At 72.2% G+C, this 15,707-nt stretch carries 15 protein-coding genes; 4 read left to right on the plus strand and 11 right to left on the minus strand.

What is annotated here, in order from left to right; translation table 11 throughout:
- Positions 1–31 precede the first annotated feature (31 nt).
- Positions 32–1,834 (minus strand): gamma-glutamyltransferase, encoded by a 1,803-nt coding sequence (ggt, locus tag ACZ3ZE_RS10425; RefSeq protein ID WP_467258379.1) that lies wholly within the window; start codon positions 1,832–1,834, stop codon positions 32–34.
- 151 nt (positions 1,835–1,985) lie between these two features.
- Between ggt and ACZ3ZE_RS10430 the strand changes: the two genes are divergently transcribed.
- Positions 1,986–2,726, plus strand: a complete 741-nt coding sequence (locus tag ACZ3ZE_RS10430) for a hypothetical protein (RefSeq protein WP_467258382.1) — start codon at positions 1,986–1,988, stop codon at positions 2,724–2,726.
- On the opposite strand, the gene ACZ3ZE_RS10435 is transcribed toward ACZ3ZE_RS10430, so the two are convergent.
- On the minus strand, positions 2,689–3,933 hold the full coding sequence (locus ACZ3ZE_RS10435) for a cytochrome P450 (RefSeq protein ID WP_467258580.1): 1,245 nt from the start codon (positions 3,931–3,933) through the stop codon (positions 2,689–2,691). The two genes, ACZ3ZE_RS10430 and ACZ3ZE_RS10435, sit on opposite strands and share 38 nt — an antisense overlap.
- Before the next feature lie 316 nt (positions 3,934–4,249).
- On the opposite strand from ACZ3ZE_RS10435, the gene ACZ3ZE_RS10440 reads away from it, so the two are divergent.
- The 3 genes from ACZ3ZE_RS10440 (at position 4,250) to ACZ3ZE_RS10450 (ending at position 8,361) form a co-directional block, all read left to right on the plus strand.
- On the plus strand, positions 4,250–5,437 hold the full coding sequence (locus ACZ3ZE_RS10440; RefSeq protein ID WP_467258384.1) for a hypothetical protein: 1,188 nt from the start codon (positions 4,250–4,252) through the stop codon (positions 5,435–5,437).
- A gap of 75 nt (positions 5,438–5,512) precedes the next feature.
- A complete protein-coding gene (locus tag ACZ3ZE_RS10445; protein ID WP_442305165.1) occupies positions 5,513–6,682 on the plus strand; it encodes a L,D-transpeptidase in 1,170 nt (389 codons plus the stop codon).
- Between the two features lie 125 nt (positions 6,683–6,807).
- On the plus strand, positions 6,808–8,361 hold the full coding sequence (locus tag ACZ3ZE_RS10450) for an alpha/beta fold hydrolase (protein WP_361622832.1): 1,554 nt from the start codon (positions 6,808–6,810) through the stop codon (positions 8,359–8,361).
- A gap of 42 nt (positions 8,362–8,403) precedes the next feature.
- Here the strand turns inward: ACZ3ZE_RS10450 and ACZ3ZE_RS10455 are convergent, their stop codons facing one another.
- The 9 genes from ACZ3ZE_RS10455 to ACZ3ZE_RS10495 form a co-directional block, all read right to left on the minus strand.
- Positions 8,404–9,276: an amino acid ABC transporter permease gene (locus tag ACZ3ZE_RS10455; RefSeq protein WP_361174798.1), complete on the minus strand. Its 873-nt coding sequence runs from the start codon at positions 9,274–9,276 to the stop codon at positions 8,404–8,406.
- Positions 9,273–9,917: an amino acid ABC transporter permease gene (locus tag ACZ3ZE_RS10460; RefSeq protein WP_361174801.1), complete on the minus strand. Its 645-nt coding sequence runs from the start codon at positions 9,915–9,917 to the stop codon at positions 9,273–9,275. Before ACZ3ZE_RS10460 ends, ACZ3ZE_RS10455 begins: the two co-directional genes overlap by 4 nt.
- Before the next feature lie 19 nt (positions 9,918–9,936).
- Positions 9,937–10,857, minus strand: a complete 921-nt coding sequence (locus ACZ3ZE_RS10465) for a glutamate ABC transporter substrate-binding protein (RefSeq protein ID WP_363290866.1) — start codon at positions 10,855–10,857, stop codon at positions 9,937–9,939.
- 14 nt (positions 10,858–10,871) lie between these two features.
- Positions 10,872–11,621 (minus strand): amino acid ABC transporter ATP-binding protein, encoded by a 750-nt coding sequence (locus ACZ3ZE_RS10470; RefSeq protein ID WP_361174807.1) that lies wholly within the window; start codon positions 11,619–11,621, stop codon positions 10,872–10,874.
- A 143-nt stretch (positions 11,622–11,764) separates the two neighbouring features.
- Positions 11,765–12,202, minus strand: a complete 438-nt coding sequence (locus ACZ3ZE_RS10475) for a DUF6278 family protein (RefSeq protein ID WP_361174810.1) — start codon at positions 12,200–12,202, stop codon at positions 11,765–11,767.
- A 107-nt stretch (positions 12,203–12,309) separates the two neighbouring features.
- Positions 12,310–13,089 carry an exodeoxyribonuclease III gene (locus ACZ3ZE_RS10480; protein ID WP_361174813.1) on the minus strand — a complete coding sequence of 260 codons (780 nt, stop codon included), beginning with the start codon at positions 13,087–13,089 and terminating at the stop codon, positions 12,310–12,312.
- 45 nt (positions 13,090–13,134) lie between these two features.
- Positions 13,135–13,767, minus strand: a complete 633-nt coding sequence (locus ACZ3ZE_RS10485) for an MBL fold metallo-hydrolase (RefSeq protein ID WP_361622841.1) — start codon at positions 13,765–13,767, stop codon at positions 13,135–13,137.
- Positions 13,768–13,786: 19 nt separating this feature from the next.
- On the minus strand, positions 13,787–15,049 hold the full coding sequence (pcaDC, locus tag ACZ3ZE_RS10490; protein ID WP_467258387.1) for a bifunctional 3-oxoadipate enol-lactonase/4-carboxymuconolactone decarboxylase PcaDC: 1,263 nt from the start codon (positions 15,047–15,049) through the stop codon (positions 13,787–13,789).
- Positions 15,050–15,136: 87 nt separating this feature from the next.
- The gene (locus ACZ3ZE_RS10495; protein ID WP_467258391.1) at positions 15,137–15,670 is read right to left on the minus strand and encodes a GNAT family N-acetyltransferase; all 534 of its coding nucleotides are present in this window, start codon (positions 15,668–15,670) and stop codon (positions 15,137–15,139) included.
- Between the last annotated feature and the right edge of the window lie 37 nt (positions 15,671–15,707).

Raw genomic sequence — 15,707 nt, forward strand, 5'->3', positions numbered from 1 at the left:
CGCCGCGCGCCCCGGTCCCCGCCGTGAGCCTTCAGGGCGCCGGCCGGACCACCATCGCCGAGCCGCCGCCCCTGCGGGCGGGCTCCGCCGCGGCGAGCCAGCGGCCGTCCGGGAGGCGCTGGACGCCGGTCGCGGCGCCGATCTCCGGGTTCTGGCGGAAGCCGTGGCCGATCGCTTCGAGTTGCGTGCGCAGCGGGCTGTTCCACAGGCCGGGTTCGAGTTCCGTGGTGGCCTGGTTGCGCTGGCTGGCCCGGGGTGCGGCGATGGCGTCGACCAGCGGCAGGCCCCGGTCCACGACCCCGGTGAGGGTCTGGAGGACGGTGGTGATGATGGTCGCGCCGCCCGGCGAGCCGAGGGCGAGCACCGGCCGGCCGGTCTTGTCGAGCACGATCGTCGGCGAGATGGAGGACCGCGGGCGCTTGCCGGGGCCCGGCAGGTTGGGGTCGTGGACGGCCGGGTTGGCCGGGGCGAAGGAGAAGTCGGTCAGCTCGTTGTTGAGCAGGAAGCCGCGGCCCGGGACGGTGATGCCGCTGCCGCCCGTCGACTCGATGGTGAGGGTGTAGGCGACGACGTTGCCCCACTTGTCGGCGACCGTCAGGTGGGTGGTGTTCTCGCCCTCGTACGGCGTCGGCGCGGCCGTCCCGCCGCTCGCGCAGGCCGCCGGGTGGCGCGGGTCGCCGGGTGCGAGCGGGCTGGTCAGGGCGGCGTCGTCGCGGATCAGGCAGGCCCGGGAGTCGGCGAACCGCTGGGAGAGCAGCGCGCGGGCCGGGACGTCCTCGAAGGCCGGGTCGCCGACCCAGCGGCCCCGGTCGGCGAAGGCGATCCGGCTGGCCTCGATGAAGCGGTGCAGGTAGCGGGCCTGCGAGGCACGGGAGAGGTCGGTGCCCTCCAGGATGTTGAGCGCCTCGCCGACGGTGGTGCCGCCGGAGGAGGAAGGGGCCATGGAGTACACGTCGAGGCCGCGGTAGGACACCTTCGTGGGCTTGCGCAGGATCGTCCCGTACGCGGCGAGGTCCCGTTCCGTCAGGTCGCCGGAGCGCACCACGCGGGTGGCGTCGGGGCGGACCGGCGGATGCTGGACGGTGTTCACGATGTCGCGGGCGAGCGGGCCCCGGTAGAGCGCGCCGACGCCCTCGCGGCCCAGCTTGGCGTACGTGCGCGCCAGGTCGGGGTTCTTGAACGTCGCGCCGACGACGGGCAGCTGCCCGCCGGGCAGGAAGAGTTCGGAGGTGGCGGGGAAGTCGCGGAAGCGGGCCTCGTTCGCGGCGGTCTGCGCGCGGAAGGTCGCGTCCACGGTGAAGCCGTCGCGGGCGAGCCGCTGGGCCGGTTCGAGGAGCCGGCCCAGCGGCTTGCTGCCCCACTCGTCGAGCACGGTGTCCCAGGTGGCGGGGGTGCCGGGGGTGCCGACGCCACGGCCGCTGGTCTGGCCCTCCTCGAAGGGGATGGGCTTGCCGTTCTCCACGAAGAGTCCGGCGTCGGCGGAGCGGGGCGCGGTCTCGCGTCCGTCGACGGTGTGGACCGTACGGGTCCTGGCGTCGTAGTAGACAAAGTAGCCGCCTCCGCCGATGCCGGCCGAGTAGGGCTCGGTGACGCCGAGCGCCGCTGCGACGGCGACGGCGGCGTCCACCGCGTTGCCGCCCTTGCGGAGCACCTCGATGCCGGCGGCCGACGCGTCCGCGTCGACGCTGGACACGGCCCCGCCCCAGCCGCTGGCGACGGGCACCTTGGCGGGTGGCGGCGGTGCCGCCGCCGTCGGCGGGGCGGCGGCACCCACCGAGAGGACCGTCGCGGCGACGGTGAGGACCGCCAGGTTCCGTGCGGTGGATCGCCGCATTCGAGACTGCATCCGTACCTCCAGTCAACGCCCGTCCGCGCAGCGTAACTTCTGCCCGTGCTTCCCGTCAGGAGCGCGTCCGGGCCGCAACAGGACTGTCACGCGGACGCCCCTCGAACAACCGCCCGGTCCCCCGCTAGCATGCGCGCCCATGAACGAAGACCTGCGCAACATCGTGCTGGGCGTGCTCGCCACCGGGGTCAGCGGCTCCCTCGGCTGGCTGACCCGCACCCACCTCTGGCGGCGGCGGCTCCGCCGGAAGCAGGCCTTCTTCGGCCTCCCCCACCACTCGGAGTGCCTGCTCGTCGTCAACCGGGAGGCGGGCAACGACGGCGCCGTGCACCGCTTCGACGTCTCGGCGCTGCTCGAACTCGCCGCGCTGATCAAGGACTGCGGGGCGCACGCGCAGATCGTCCAGCACGACCTGGCCCAGCTCGGCTTCGGCGACCGCACGGAGTTCTGCGTCGGCGGCCCGGGCTCGAACCGGCGGATGGCCGCGCACCTCGCATCCCTGCTGCCGGGTCTGACGATGAGCGTGGAGCGGGAGCCGGTGGCGGAGCGGGGGGCGATACGGATCGGCGAGGACCGCTACCTCATGGAGCCGGGCGTCTCCGAGTACGTCCTGCTCGCGCGGGTCACGGCGGGCGAGGGCGGGCGCCCGGTCTTCCTCTTCTGCGGCCAGCGGGCGATCACCAACCAGGCGGCCACCCGCTATCTGGCCCGGCACCACGAACGGCTCGCCCGCTCCCACCGGGGCGGCTCCTTCGTCCTGCTCCTGAAGGTGGTCAACTCGCAGGCGTACGGCCCCGATGTCGTCGAGCTGGTGGCCGACGTGACCCGGCGGGCGCTGACGCCTAGCCCCGCCACTCCAGCCGCACCGGCAGCGACTTGATGCCGTTGATGAAGTGGGAGACCAGGCGCCGTGGCGGTCCCGCGGTCTCCAGGTCCGCGCAGGCGTCCCGGATCTCCTCGTGCAACAGGCGGAGTTGGAGCCGGGCGAAGTGGGCGCCGAGGCACACGTGCGGGCCGTCGCCGAAGGCGAGCTGCTGATTCGGCGTACGGGTGAGGTCGAGGCGGTGGGGGTCGGCGAAGACGCGTTCGTCGAAGTTGGCGGAGGCGTGGAAGACGACGACCTTGTCCCCGGCACGGATCGGCACCCCGGCGAGTTCGGTGTCGCGGGCGGCGGTACGCCGGATGTGCAGCACGGGCGGGTGGACGCGCAGGAGTTCGCCGACGGCCGTGTCGACGTCCCGCTCGCCGTCCCAGAGGCGGCGCCGTTCGTCGGGGTGTCCGGCGAGCGCGAGGACTCCGCCGGGGGCGGCGCTGCGGACGGTGTCGTTGCCCGCGACGGTGAGCAGGAAGAAGAACATCTCCAGTTCGGCGTCCTGGAGTTCGGAGTGGGCGAGCACGGTCATGACGTCGTCGGCGGGGTGGGCGCGCTTGTGCGCGGCGAGTTCCTGCGCGTAGCCGAACATCTCGGCGAGCATGGCCGGCGAGCGGGGGTTGACCGGGCGTCCGCCGGCGTCCAGGACGGGCGGCTCGTCGGGGTCCTGGTAGGCGATGACCCGTTCGGTCCAGGTGTGCAGCAGGGTGCGGTCGTCCGGTGGCACGCCGAGGATGTCGGTGAGGTTGAGCAGCGCGTAGTCGTCCGTGACGGCCCGTACGAGATCGGTCTCAGCCCCCGCCTCCCGCGCGTCGCGCAGCAGCCGGCGGGCCCGCAGCCGCGCGGTGTCGGCGAAGCGCTCGATCCGGCCGGGGGTGAAGGCGCGGCTGACCAGGCGTCTCAACCGCCCGTGGTGGGGCGGGTCCTGATTGAGCATCATGCGCCGGATGAACGGCAGGTCGGCGGGGTCGGGGTCACGGATCTGGGTGGCGCCGAGGTGCGAGGACCAGGTGCCGGGGTCCTTCAGGACGCGCAGGACGTCGGCGTGCCGGGTCACGGCCCAGAACCCGGGGCCCGCGGGCCAGCCGAGCACCTCGTACTCGTCCTGACGGGCGACGGGGTGGTGGTCGCGGAGGACACGGAACCGGTCGTGCGGGATGCCCTCGGCGTAGAGCCGCGGGTCGAAGACGTCAGGCACCTCGGGCACCTCACGCACGTCGGACACCTCGGGCACGTCGGGCGCATCGAGCCCTTCGCGTACGTCGCTCGCGTCGCTCAACGGCCCTCCCGTAGGGGTGAAGACGTCACCATCATGACAGGTCAGCGGCGTTTTTCGTAGGACGGAACGCACAGTTCGGGAGCCTTGTCCGGCCTGCCCGCCGACTCCCAGAATCTCCCTCGTGCATCGGACGGAGAACAGGGGGCACATGGGAGACACGGGCAACATCGGGGGCAAGGGCAACACGGGGACCACGGGGACCACGGGGACCACGGGGACCACGGGGACCACGGGGAAGATCGATCATGACGCGGTGCTGCGCGCACGGGTGCTGCTGCTGGGGTCCGGGCGGCTGAGCCTGTGGCAGGAGGTGGGGGCGTACCGGGTGCTGGCCGAGGTGAGCCCGCGCGCGTACCTCCCGAAGCTGGTCGGCGCGCTGGTCACGCAGAGCTACCAGGTCGAGGACCCCGCATCCGCCCTGGCGCTGACCGAGGAAGCGGCGTCCGCGGCGCGGCGTCTCGACGCCGGCACGCCGAACGGGACGGAGCTGCGCCGTCGCGCACTGGGCGCCTACGAACGGGAGTTGTTCGCCGCGGGGCGGCGCGACGAGGGACGCGCGGTGTGCGCGGAGCTGGCGGCGGCTGGGGCGTTCGGGCGGCTGGCCACGGTGCTGGCCGAGGAGGGGCGGCACGCGGAGGCGGCCGATCTGTACGAGCGGCACGTCGGGAGCACCGGGGGCGAGGTGTCCGACTGGACCCTGATCGAGTGGGCGGGCGTCCTCGACGCGGCCGGGCGGACGGAGCGGGCCCTGGAGGTGTTCGGACGGCTCGTGGAGGAGAGCCGGAGGAGGACGGCGGCGGATCGCGGACCGGTGGCGTCGCTGGTGTGGGAGCTGCACCACTACGCCGGGATGCTCCTGGCGGCGGGGCGGCACGCCGAGGCGGCGGGCGTCCGGCGGGACGCGCTCGGCCTGCTCGACCGGCTCGCCCGGGGCGGCGAGCCGGTGAGCTGGAGCAACATCCAGGCGAGCTGGGTGACCCTGTTCACCCTGTCGGGGCGGGAGGACGAACCGGCGGCCACGTCCGACGCCCCGTTGCCGGACTTCGGCCGCTACCTGGTGCACGGCTGGTCGCCCGACGTGCGGGAGGCCTGGTTCGCCTCTGTTCCCGGCCTCGAACAGCGGGCCGACGCCCTGCGCGCGTCCGGCGACCTCCCGGGGCTGCTCTCCGTCCACCGGCGCCTGACGGTCCGGCGGGCGCTGCTCGGGGAGAGCCGGGGCCGCCCGGCCGTGGCGGCGCTGCTCCCGTCGTACGACGAGGGGGTCGCGCTGGCCCGCCGGCTCCCCGGCTCCCCGTCCGTCCTGGCGCGGGCGCTCGCCGATCGCGCGATGTTCCTCCTCGCCGTGAAGCGGTACGGGGACGCGCGGCGGGACTTCGCGGACGCCGTGACGCTGCTGGACGATCCGGTATCGCCCATGTCACATCCGACATCCCCGGAATAGTCCATATTTTCGGAACCATCCCCGGCCACAGCGGCTCTCTCCCTCCGTAAGAGATCGTCAACGGAGGTCGTTCCCGTGCGCCGCATACCCGTCCCCGCCCTGCTCGCCACCACTGCCCTGGCCCTCACGCTCGGGGCCTGCTCCGGTGGATCCGGCGGCAAGGGCGGGGCGGGCGACGCCGCGGGGGCGGCGCCGCCGGTGCGGATCTCGGTGAACCTGACCGGTACGGGGGCGGCGCCGGGCACGCCCGTCGTGGTGCGGGCGCCGGAGGGGCAGCGGCTTCAGCAGGTCACCGTGACGGACTCGCGGGGCGGGAACCTGGCCGGGAAGGTCGCCGCCGACGGGGCGAGCTGGACGTCGGAGCGGCGGGCGGCGCCGGGGACCGCGTACGCGGTGGAGGCGCGGGTCGCCGACGGCGGCAGCGCGAAGGCCTCGTTCACCACCGCCGCGGCCGACAAGGTGAACAAGCTGACCCTGGCGCCCGGGAAGAACACCACGGTCGGCATCGCGCAGCCGCTGTCGATCGTCTTCGACCACCCGGTGAAGAACAAGGCCGAGGTGGAGCGGCAGTTGAAGGTGACCACCTCGAACGGCACCGTCGGCTCCTGGGGGTGGATGCAGGACTGGTCGGGCAAGGACCGGGTCGACTGGCGTCCCGAGGAGTACTGGAAGTCGGGGACGAAGGTCACCCTGGACGCGGATCTGAACGGGATCGACTCGGGCACGGGCGGCTGGTTCGTGCGCGACTACACGACCACCTTCACCATCGGCCGCAGCCAGGTCGTGAAGGTCGACCTGGACTCCCACCGGCTGCGGCTGCTGCGCGACGGGCAGCAGGTCGCGGACCTGCCGATGTCGGCCGGCACGCCGGGCGGCGAGAAGGCGTCCTGGCGCGGCAGGACGGTCCTGATGGCCAAGGAGGGCACGATCAACATGCGTTCCGAGACGGTCGGGCTCGGGGACGCGTACGACAAGATGGTCGACTACTCGATGCGGCTGACCTGGTCGGGCATGTACGCGCACGCGGCCCCGTGGAACGCGGCCTACTTCGGGCGCGCCAACCACAGCTCCGGCTGCATCGGGATGAGCGACGCGAACGCGAAGGCCGTGTACGACCAGGTGCAGGTGGGCGACCCGTTCGAGATCACCGGCTCCGACGCCAAGGGGACGCAGGCGCTGAACAACGGCTACGGCGAGTGGAACCTGTCGTGGGCCGACTGGCAGGGCAAGAGCGCGCTGCGGTGAGGTAGACGCCTCAACAATCGTTACCCTCGCGTAACTTACCGGACAGTTACCTTGAGTAAGCCACTGAGGTTACCGTCGGGTCACTTTCACTGCCCCCCAGTCAGTGCACCAGTGAGGAGTGACCCGTGCGCACAGCCCTGGCCTTCGCCGTCTCGGCCGCCCTCGTCGCCGGGACGGCCCTCGGGCTCGCACCCGCCGCCCAGGCCACCGGAACCGACGCCTCCATCCGCTTCGTCGACATCGCCGGGGACGGCGGGACCATCCTCAAGGCCAACGTCATCACCCCTGCCGGAGCCGACGACTCGGCCCGCTACCCGGTGATCGTGCTCCCCACCAGCTGGGCCATGCCCCAGGTCGAGTACCTCGCCCAGGCCAAGAAGCTGGCCGACTCCGGCTACATCGTGGTCGGTTACAACTCGCGCGGCTTCTGGCAGTCCGGCGGCGAGATCGAGACCGCGGGCCCCAAGGACATCGCGGACGCCTCCCTCGTCATCGACTGGGCGCTCGCCCACACCCCCGCGGACCCCGCCAAGGTCGGCATGGCCGGCGTCTCCTACGGCGCCGGCATCAGCCTGCTCGCCGCCGCGCACGACAAGCGGATCAAGGCCGTCGCCGCGCTCAGCGGCTGGGCCGACCTCATCGACTCCATCTACAGCGGGCGCACCCAGCACCTCCAGGCCGCCGCCCTGCTCGGCGGCGCCGGCTACCTCACCGGCCGCCCCGGCCCCGAACTCCGGTCGATCCTCGGCGACTTCCTCTCGTCCAACCTGGACAAGGAGGACGAGATGATCGCCTGGGGGCGCGAGCGCTCCGCCGTCACCTACCTCGACGCGCTCAACACCAACCGCCCGGCCGTCATGCTCGGCAACGCCTGGGGCGACACGATCTTCCCGCCCAACCAGTTCGCGAGCTTCTACGAGAAGCTCAGCGGCCCCAAGCGGCTGGAGTTCCGCCCCGGCGACCACGCCACCGCCGAGGCCACCGGCCTGCTCGGGCTGCCCAACGACACCTGGACCAACGCCCACCGCTGGTTCGACCACTACCTCAAGGGCGCCGACAACGGCATCGACCGCGAGCAGCCCGTCCAGCTCAAGCCGCGCTCCGACGCCGGCTACGAGGGGTACGCGGACTGGAAGTCGGTCCACGCGAACCGGCGGAAGTTCGCGCTCGCCGACTCCGAGCACGTCTGGGCCAACGTGGACTCCGGCGCCAACGGCGGCATCGTCATGCTCTCCAACCTGCTCGACCAGTTCTTCCAGGCGCCGCCGATCGCGTCGATCCCGCTGCTCCCCCGCGCCTTCGCCGGCGTCTGGCAGTCCGAGCGGTACGCCACCGGGCAGCGGGTGCGCGGCACGGCACGGCTGCACACCACGGTCACCCCGACCGCGGAGAGCGGCACCTTCGTCGCGTACCTCTACGACGTGGGCCCGCTCGGCGTCGGCAAGCTGGTGACCAACGCCCCGTACACCTTCCACGACCGGACCCCGGGGAAGTCCTTCGCCGTCGACCTGGACCTGTTCTCCACGGCGTACGACGTGCCCGCCGGACACCGGCTCGCGCTGGTCGTCGACACCGTCGACCCGCTCTACATCGAGCACAACCCGACCGGCGCGCAGCTGACCTTCTCCTCCCCCGCGGCCGACCCCTCGTACGTGTCGGTACCGCTTCGGGCGGAGTGATCACCGGCTGGCGCCGACCGGGCAGGGCCCGTGCGGGGCGGGCTACTCCCGGCCCGGCAGCACCGTGACCGGCTCGGCGGGAGCGACGTCCACGGCCCTGGTCCGCGGACTGCGCCGCTCCCGCCTGGCCACCCAGGTGGCGAACCAGGAGAGCAGCATGCACATCCCGATGTAGATCGGGGAGATCACCATCACGACCGGGATGAACGGCAGGTCGTAGTCGAGGTTGGACGCGATCAGCTTGCCGGCGTGCAGGAACTCCTCGTAGGTGATGAGGTAGCCGAGCGAGGTGTCCTTCAGCGCGACCACCAGCTGGCTGATGATGGCGGGCAGCATGGCCCGCACCGCCTGCGGCACCAGGACGTACGTCATCACCTGGGTCTTGCGCATGCCGAGCGCGTACGCCGCCTCCCGCTGGCCGCGGGCCACCGCGTGGATGCCGGTGCGGAAGACCTCGGCCAGCACCGAGCCGTTGTACAGGGCGAGGCCGGCCACGAGCGCGGGCAGCGGCTGGACTTTGAGGGCCACGAAGATGAAGAAGATCATCACCAGCACCGGCATGGCCCGGAAGAACTCCACGAGCACCGTGCAGGTCCAGCGGAGGACCCGGTGCTCGGAGAGCCGCCCGGTGGCGAGCACCCCGCCGAGCACGAGCGAGAGCACCGAGGCGTACGCGAAGGCCTTCAGGGTGTTGCCGAGGCCGCGCAGCAGCAGCTCCTGGATCCCCTTGTACGTGAAGGGCGCCCACTTGGTGGCGGTGAACTGGCCGGTGTCGAAGAGGAGATAGAGGATCCAGGCGGCGAGGCCCAGGAGGACGACGGTCGAGATCAGCCCGTAGATCAGGTGGCGCCTGCGGGTGCGCGGGCCCGGGATGTCGTAGAGCGCGGTGGAGGAGGCTGCGGTGGCGGTGGTCATCGGGCGACTCCCCAGCGCTTCTCCAGGACGTGGAAGAGCGCGCTGATGGCGAGGGTGATGATGAGGTAGCCGACGGCGATCCAGACGAAGGTCCAGATGATGTTGTAGCCGAGCTCGCTCAGGGTCTTGTACGTGCCGAGGAGTTCGGTGACGCTGAACGCCCCGGCGATGGCCGAGTTCTTGGCGAGGGCGATGAGGGTGGAGCCGATCGGCGGGATGACCGAGCGGAAGGCCTGCGGCAGGACGACGGTGCCGAGGGTCTGCCCGAAGCTCATGCCGAGGCTGCGGGCGGCCTCGCCCTGCCCGAGGGGCACGGTGTTGATGCCGGAGCGCAGCACCTCGCAGATGAAGGCCGAGGTGTAGCAGCCGAGGGCGAGGATCGCGAACAGCTTGAAGGGCAGCACGAGTCCGAACCGGGGCAGTCCCAGCATGACCGCGAAGAACAGCAGGGTGAGCGGGGTGTTGCGCAGGATGGTCACCCACACGGTGCCGAAGACCCGGAAGGAGCCCACGGGCGCGACCCGGAACGAGGCCATCAGGAAGCCGAGGACGAGGGCCAGGACCGAGGCGTAGAAGGTGAGTTCGACGGTGCCGAGGAAGCCCTCGCCGTAGAGCGAGAAGTTCTGTGTCAGGACGTCCATGGGAGGCGGTGCTCCTTCCTCAGCCCGCCGGGTAGCGGTCGATGGCGGGCGGTGTCGGGGCGGGCACGCCGGACAGGCCGAGGGTCACGTCGTAGGCCTTCTTCCAATCGCCGTTCTTCTCGTGGGCCGCGATGGCGTCGTCGAGGGCGAAGCGCAGCGCGTTGTCGTCGTGCGGCACGCCGATGCCGTAGGGCTCCTCCGAGAACGGCTTCCCGGCTAGCTTGAGCTCGTCGGGGACCTTGGCCGCGTACCCCATGAGGATGGTGTCGTCCGTGGTGACCGCGTCGACCTGGTAGGTGAGCAGGTTGTCGACGCAGACCGAGTAGGTGTCGTACGCGACGAGTTCGGCCTTCGGGTACTCCTTCTGGATGCGCTGGTACGGGGTCGATCCGGCGGCCGAGCAGACCCGTTTGCCGTCGAGGTCCTGCGGCCCATGGATGTCGTTCTCGTCGGTGCGCACGAGGAGCGACTGGCCGGCCAGGTAGTAGGGGCCGGCGAACCCGACCAGCTTCTTGCGGTTGTCGTTGATGGTGTAGGTGCCGACGTAGTAGTCGATCTGGCCGTTCTGCAGGGCGGTCTCGCGGTTGGCCGAGGCGATCGTGCGGAACTGGATGCCGGCCGGGTCGAAGCCGAGCGAGGCGGACATCATGCGGGCGATCTCGATGTCGAAGCCCGAGTAGGTGCCGGTGGCGGGGTCCTTCTCGCCCATGTAGGGCTGGTCCTCCTTGGCGCCGACCACCAGGTGGCCGCGTTTCCTCGCCCGGTTCCAGGTCGGCGAGTCCGGCAGGGTGAAGCCCGACTGGACCTGGTAGACGGGGAGTTCGCCGGGCTTGGGCCCCTTGACCGGGGGGCTGCCCTCCTTGCCGCAGCCCGCGGTGCCGCCGAGCGCGGCGGCGAGCAGCAGGGCGAGCGCGGCGAGGGTTCGTTTCGTACGCTGCATGGCTCCCGGTCCGGTCAGTGCTTGAGGATCTTGGACAGGAAGTCCTTGGCGCGCTCGCTGCGCGGGGCGGTGAAGAAGTCCTCGGGGGCGCGGTCCTCGACGATCCTGCCGTCGGCCATGAAGACCACGCGGTTGGCGGCGGAGCGCGCGAAGCCCATCTCGTGGGTGACGACCACCATCGTCATGCCCTCCTGCGCCAGCTGCTGCATGACCTCCAGGACCTCGTTGATCATCTCCGGGTCGAGGGCGGAGGTCGGCTCGTCGAAGAGCAGCGCCTTGGGGTCCATGGCGAGGGCGCGGGCGATGGCCACGCGCTGCTGCTGGCCGCCGGAGAGCTGGGCGGGGAACTTGTCGGCGTGCGCGGCGAGTCCGACCCGTTCGAGGAGTTCGCGCGAGCGCCGGTCCGCCTCGTCCCGCTTGCGTCTGCGGACCTTGATCTGCGCGAGGGAGACGTTGGCGAGGACGGTCTTGTGGGCGAAGAGGTTGAAGGACTGGAAGACCATGCCGACCTCGGCGCGCAGCCGGGCGAGCGCCCGGCCCTCGTCGGGCAGCGGCTGTCCCTCGATGAGGATCTCGCCCGACTCCACGGCCTCCAGGCGGTTCATGGCACGGCAGAGCGTCGACTTGCCGGAGCCGGAGGGGCCGATGACGACGACCACTTCGCCGCGGCCGACGGTGAGATCGATGTCCTGGAGGACGTGCAGGCTGCCGTAGTGCTTGTTGACGCCACGCAGTTCGATCAACGGTTCATCGCCGACGGCCATACGCTGCCCTGCCCCTGTGTCTCTCGGCTGGTGTCGAGGTCAGCGCAAACTATCCAGCTCGGAAAGGGACTTCACCGCCGACACGCATGAAAGCGGGAGAAGCGCGATAAGCCGTATTTACTGCGGAAGGACCGGCGGCCCGGTCAGTACTCCGCCGATTCCGCGTAGACCTGGGAGAGCTCGGGGGTCCCGGTGGCGGCCCAGTCGAGCCCGGCCTCGACCACGTTGACCTCGCGGCCGGAGGGCAGCAGCACGACCGGCTGCCCGTCGGGGCGGAGCCGCCAGCCGGCTGCGGCGACCGTGCGCACGATGACCGTGCCCAGATAGAGCCCCGCGTCGTTGCCGAGCCAGGGCAGCTCCTCGGGGTCGTCCCGCCAGCGCGGCGGGAGCTGGTCGAGCGCCGCGAGGGAGCGGGGCGTGTCGTCGAGGACCACCCCGGCCTCCTGGGCACGGGCGCGCAGCAGCTCGCACTCGGCGAGCAGTTCGGCGGCCCCCTCCGGGTCACGGTCGAAGGCCGAGACCAGAGGGGAACGCCCCGCATCATGCTTCTTGCGCCAGTTGTCCAGGAAAGGAATGTTCATCCGAACAGCGTCGCACCGCACCCTCCCGGGGCACCACCCGGCGCGCGGAGATCACCGGGAGCGGAAGACCCGGCCGGTACGCGCCGGCCGGGGAGGGGCGGCGTCGGTCACACGTCGAGGTCGACGACGACCGGGGCGTGGTCGGAGGCGCCCTTGCCCTTGCGCTCCTCGCGGTCGACGTAGCTGTCCTTGACGGCGTCCGCGAAGGGCTTGTTGCCGTAGACCAGGTCGATGCGCATGCCCTTGTTCTTCGGGAAGCGCAGCTGGCGGTAGTCCCAGTACGTGTACGGGTGGGCGTACTTCAGCGGGCGGGGCACCACGTCGCCGAGCCCGGTCTCGCGCAGTCCGGCGAGCGCGGCCCGCTCCGGCGCGGTGACATGGGTCGCGCCCTCGAACACGGCGATGTCCCAGACGTCCTCGTCGGTCGGGGCGATGTTGTAGTCACCGAGCACCGCGAAGGGGCGCTCGCCCGCCGCGTCCTCGGCGACGGCGGCCTTCAGCGCCTCCAGCCAGCGCAGCTTGTACGCGTAGTGCTCGTGGTCCACCTCCCGCCCGTTCGGCACGTAGACCGACCAGACGCGGACGCCGCCGCAGGTCGCGGAGATGGCCCGGGGCTCCTGCACGCCCTCGTAGTCGGGGCCGCCGGGCAGCCCGGTGACGACGTCCTCCAGGCCCACCCGGGAGACCAGGGCGACCCCGTTCCACCGGCCGGTGGCGTTGACCACCGACTCGTACCCCAGCGCGCGGAGCTCCTCGGTGGGGAACTGCTCGGCGGTGCACTTGGTCTCCTGGATGCACAGCACGTCGGTGCCGGTGCTCTCCAGCCAGGCCAGGAGCCGGGGCAGTCGGGCCGTGATCGAATTGACGTTCCAGGTGGCGATGCGCATGAGCGCAAGCCTAGCCGCGCCCTGTGACAGTCACCGGGACCCGGCTCACAGCTCGGCGGAGGCCCCCGGCGCGAGCCGCCCGTGGTCGGTGCCGCCGAGGGCGCCGATCTGGCGGTCGTAGATCGGGCGGGCGAGATCGGTGAGCAGGGCGTCGTGGACGTCGTACGCGCGCCGCGGCTTGACCTCGCGTACGTAGTCGATGACCTCGGAGATCTTGCTCCACGGGGCCATCACGGGGAGCAGCAGGGTCTCCACCGGGTGGTCGGGGACGGTGAGGGCGTCGCCGGGGTGGAAGACGGACCCGTCGATCAGATAGCCGACGTTGGTGATCCGGGGGATGTCGGGGTGGATCACGGCGTGCAGCTCGCCGTGGACCTGGACGTCGAAGCCGGCCGCGGTGAAGGTGTCGCCGTGCCCGACGGTGCGGACCCGGCCGGGGAACGCCGCCGCCAGCTGCTCGGCGACGCTCCGCAGCGTCCACAGCTCGGCGGCCGGGTTCGCCTCCAGGGCGGCCCGCAGCCGCCCCTCGTCGTAGTGGTCGGGGTGCTCGTGGGTGACGAGCAGGACGTCCGCGCCGATCGCGGCGTCCTGCTCGGTGAACGCGCCGGGATCGATGACGAGCGAGCGCCCGTCCTTCTCCAGCCGGACACAGGCATGCGTGTTCTTCGTCAGCTTCACGGCCCCCAGCCTAGGGCGGTCACACGTGCGGTGTGGTGTCCTCCTTGACGACGCGACCGACGACCCGCAGCGCGCTCTCGGCCGCGGGCAGTCCGCAGTAGACGGCGGTCTGCAGCAGGACCTCGCGGATCTCGTCCGGGGTGAGCCCGTTGCGCAGGGCGGCCCGGGTGTGGTCGGCGAGGGCCTCGTGGTGGCCGCCGGCGATCAGCGCGGCGAGGGTCACGGCGCTGCGGGTGCGCCGGTCGAGGCCGTCGCGGCTCCACACCTCGCCCCAGGCGAAGCGGGTGAACAGACCCTGGAAGTCGGTGCCGAACTCGTCGGCCAGGGCCTCGTCGACATGGGCGTCGCCGAGGATCTCCCGCCGCAGCTTGAGCCCGTTCTCGTACGGGTCGGGGCGCGGCGCCTCCTCGTCCTCGGCGGGTGCGGCCGGGGCCGGCTCCCCGGCGGCCACGGCGGGGGCGGGGACCGGCGGCATCGGCGGGGCGGTGAGGGAGCCCGTGTCGGTGGCGAGGCCGGCGAAGTGCCCGACGAGCAGTTCGGTGACGGCGGCGGGCTGCTCGACGGGCGCGAGGTGGGAGGCGCCCGGGACGACGGCCAGGGGCGCGTCGGCGATCCCGGCGACGAGCGTACGGGCCTCGGCCGGGCCGGTGACCTGGTCGTCGGCGCCGACCAGCACCAGGGCGGGGACCCCGATCCGGCCCAGGGCCTCGCGGACGTCGAAGACGGCGAGCGCCTCGCAGGCGGCGATGTAGCAGCTCGGGTCGGTGGTGCGGACCATCTGCACGGCCCAGTCGACGATGGCGGGCTGGGCGGCGGCGAAGGCGGGGGTGAACCACTGTTCGGGCGAGATGCGGGCGATCGGCTCCAGACCGTTGGTGCGCACGATCACCCCGCGCTGGCGGAACTCGTCGGGGGTGCCGAAGCGGGGCGAGGTCGCGACCAGGGCGAGCGAGGCCACCCGGTGCGGCGCCCGCAGCGCCAGATCGAGCCCGATGGCACCGCCGAGCGCACAGCCCGCGTACCCGAACCGCTGGATCCCCAGCTCGTCGAGGGTCGCGAGCACCCGGTCCCCGAGCTCGGCCACCGACCCGGCGGGCCGCACGGGCGCGCCGCCGTGCCCCGGCAGGTCGAAGCGGACGACCCGCCATTCACGGGTGAGCTCCGGTATCTGCCGGTCCCACATGTGCCAGGTGGTGCCCAGGGACGGGCCCAGGACCAGGACAGGGGCGTCTTCGGGGCCGTCGGATCGGTATTGCAGGGTGTTCGTCGCTGTCTCACTCACCCGCAAGACCCTCTCATCTCCCGCCGGACCTCGCGTCGCCGGGTCGGATCCCGCACGGTTTCTCCATGAGGGAGCGCCGGCGCGCGCTCAGCGCACGCCGAGCCACTGCTCCGTCCCGTACGCCTCGAAGCGTTCCACCTCGGTGAAGCCCAGCTTCTCCGCGAGGCGTAGGGCGCGGGTGTTGGCGGCCTGGGTGGTGAGGAGGACGGGCTCGTCGGGGTGGGTGGTGGTGAACCAGTCGAGGGCGGCCGCGCAGGCCTCGACGGCGTAGCCCCTGCCCCAGGCGTGCGGCAGGAAGAGGTAGCCGAGTTCGGTGGCGCCGGGGGCCGGGCGGTCCGTGGTGCGCGGGTCGAGGGTGACCAGGCCGATCATCGTGCCGTCGAGGTCGACGACGAAGCAGCCGGGGCGCTGCCCGGGGACCTCGGGCATCGCGCGTTCGAGCTCCTCGCGCGGGCGGGCGCCGCCGGTGTGGGTGCCGACGTCCGGCGAGGAGAACAGGTCGACGAACGCCGCCCGGTCCCGGGCCTCGGACGCGCGGAGCGCGAGCCGGGCGGTGCGGATCGGGGCGGGCGGCGGCCAGGCGGCGGGGCCGGGTGCGGTCGTTCCGGTCGGTGCGGTCATGGCGGGAAGCTACCGCAACTGCCCGGAACGGCCCCGG

The organism is Streptomyces sp. NPDC023157, from assembly GCF_055560575.1.

Bases quoted from the DNA above. Each gene is read 5' to 3' on its own strand.
- ACZ3ZE_RS10430 (WP_467258382.1), top strand. From the start codon at position 1,986: ATGAACGAAGACCTGCGCAACATCGTGCTGGGCGTGCTCGCCACCGGG.
- ACZ3ZE_RS10475 (WP_361174810.1), bottom strand. From the start codon at position 12,202: ATGAACATTCCTTTCCTGGACAACTGGCGCAAGAAGCATGATGCGGGG.
- ACZ3ZE_RS10470 (WP_361174807.1), bottom strand. From the start codon at position 11,621: ATGGCCGTCGGCGATGAACCGTTGATCGAACTGCGTGGCGTCAACAAG.
- ACZ3ZE_RS10455 (WP_361174798.1), bottom strand. From the start codon at position 9,276: ATGACCACCGCCACCGCAGCCTCCTCCACCGCGCTCTACGACATCCCG.
- ggt (WP_467258379.1), bottom strand. From the start codon at position 1,834: ATGCGGCGATCCACCGCACGGAACCTGGCGGTCCTCACCGTCGCCGCG.
- ACZ3ZE_RS10460 (WP_361174801.1), bottom strand. From the start codon at position 9,917: ATGGACGTCCTGACACAGAACTTCTCGCTCTACGGCGAGGGCTTCCTC.
- ACZ3ZE_RS10480 (WP_361174813.1), bottom strand. From the start codon at position 13,089: ATGCGCATCGCCACCTGGAACGTCAATTCGATCACGGCCCGACTGCCC.
- ACZ3ZE_RS10495 (WP_467258391.1), bottom strand. From the start codon at position 15,670: ATGACCGCACCGACCGGAACGACCGCACCCGGCCCCGCCGCCTGGCCG.
- ACZ3ZE_RS10465 (WP_363290866.1), bottom strand. From the start codon at position 10,857: ATGCAGCGTACGAAACGAACCCTCGCCGCGCTCGCCCTGCTGCTCGCC.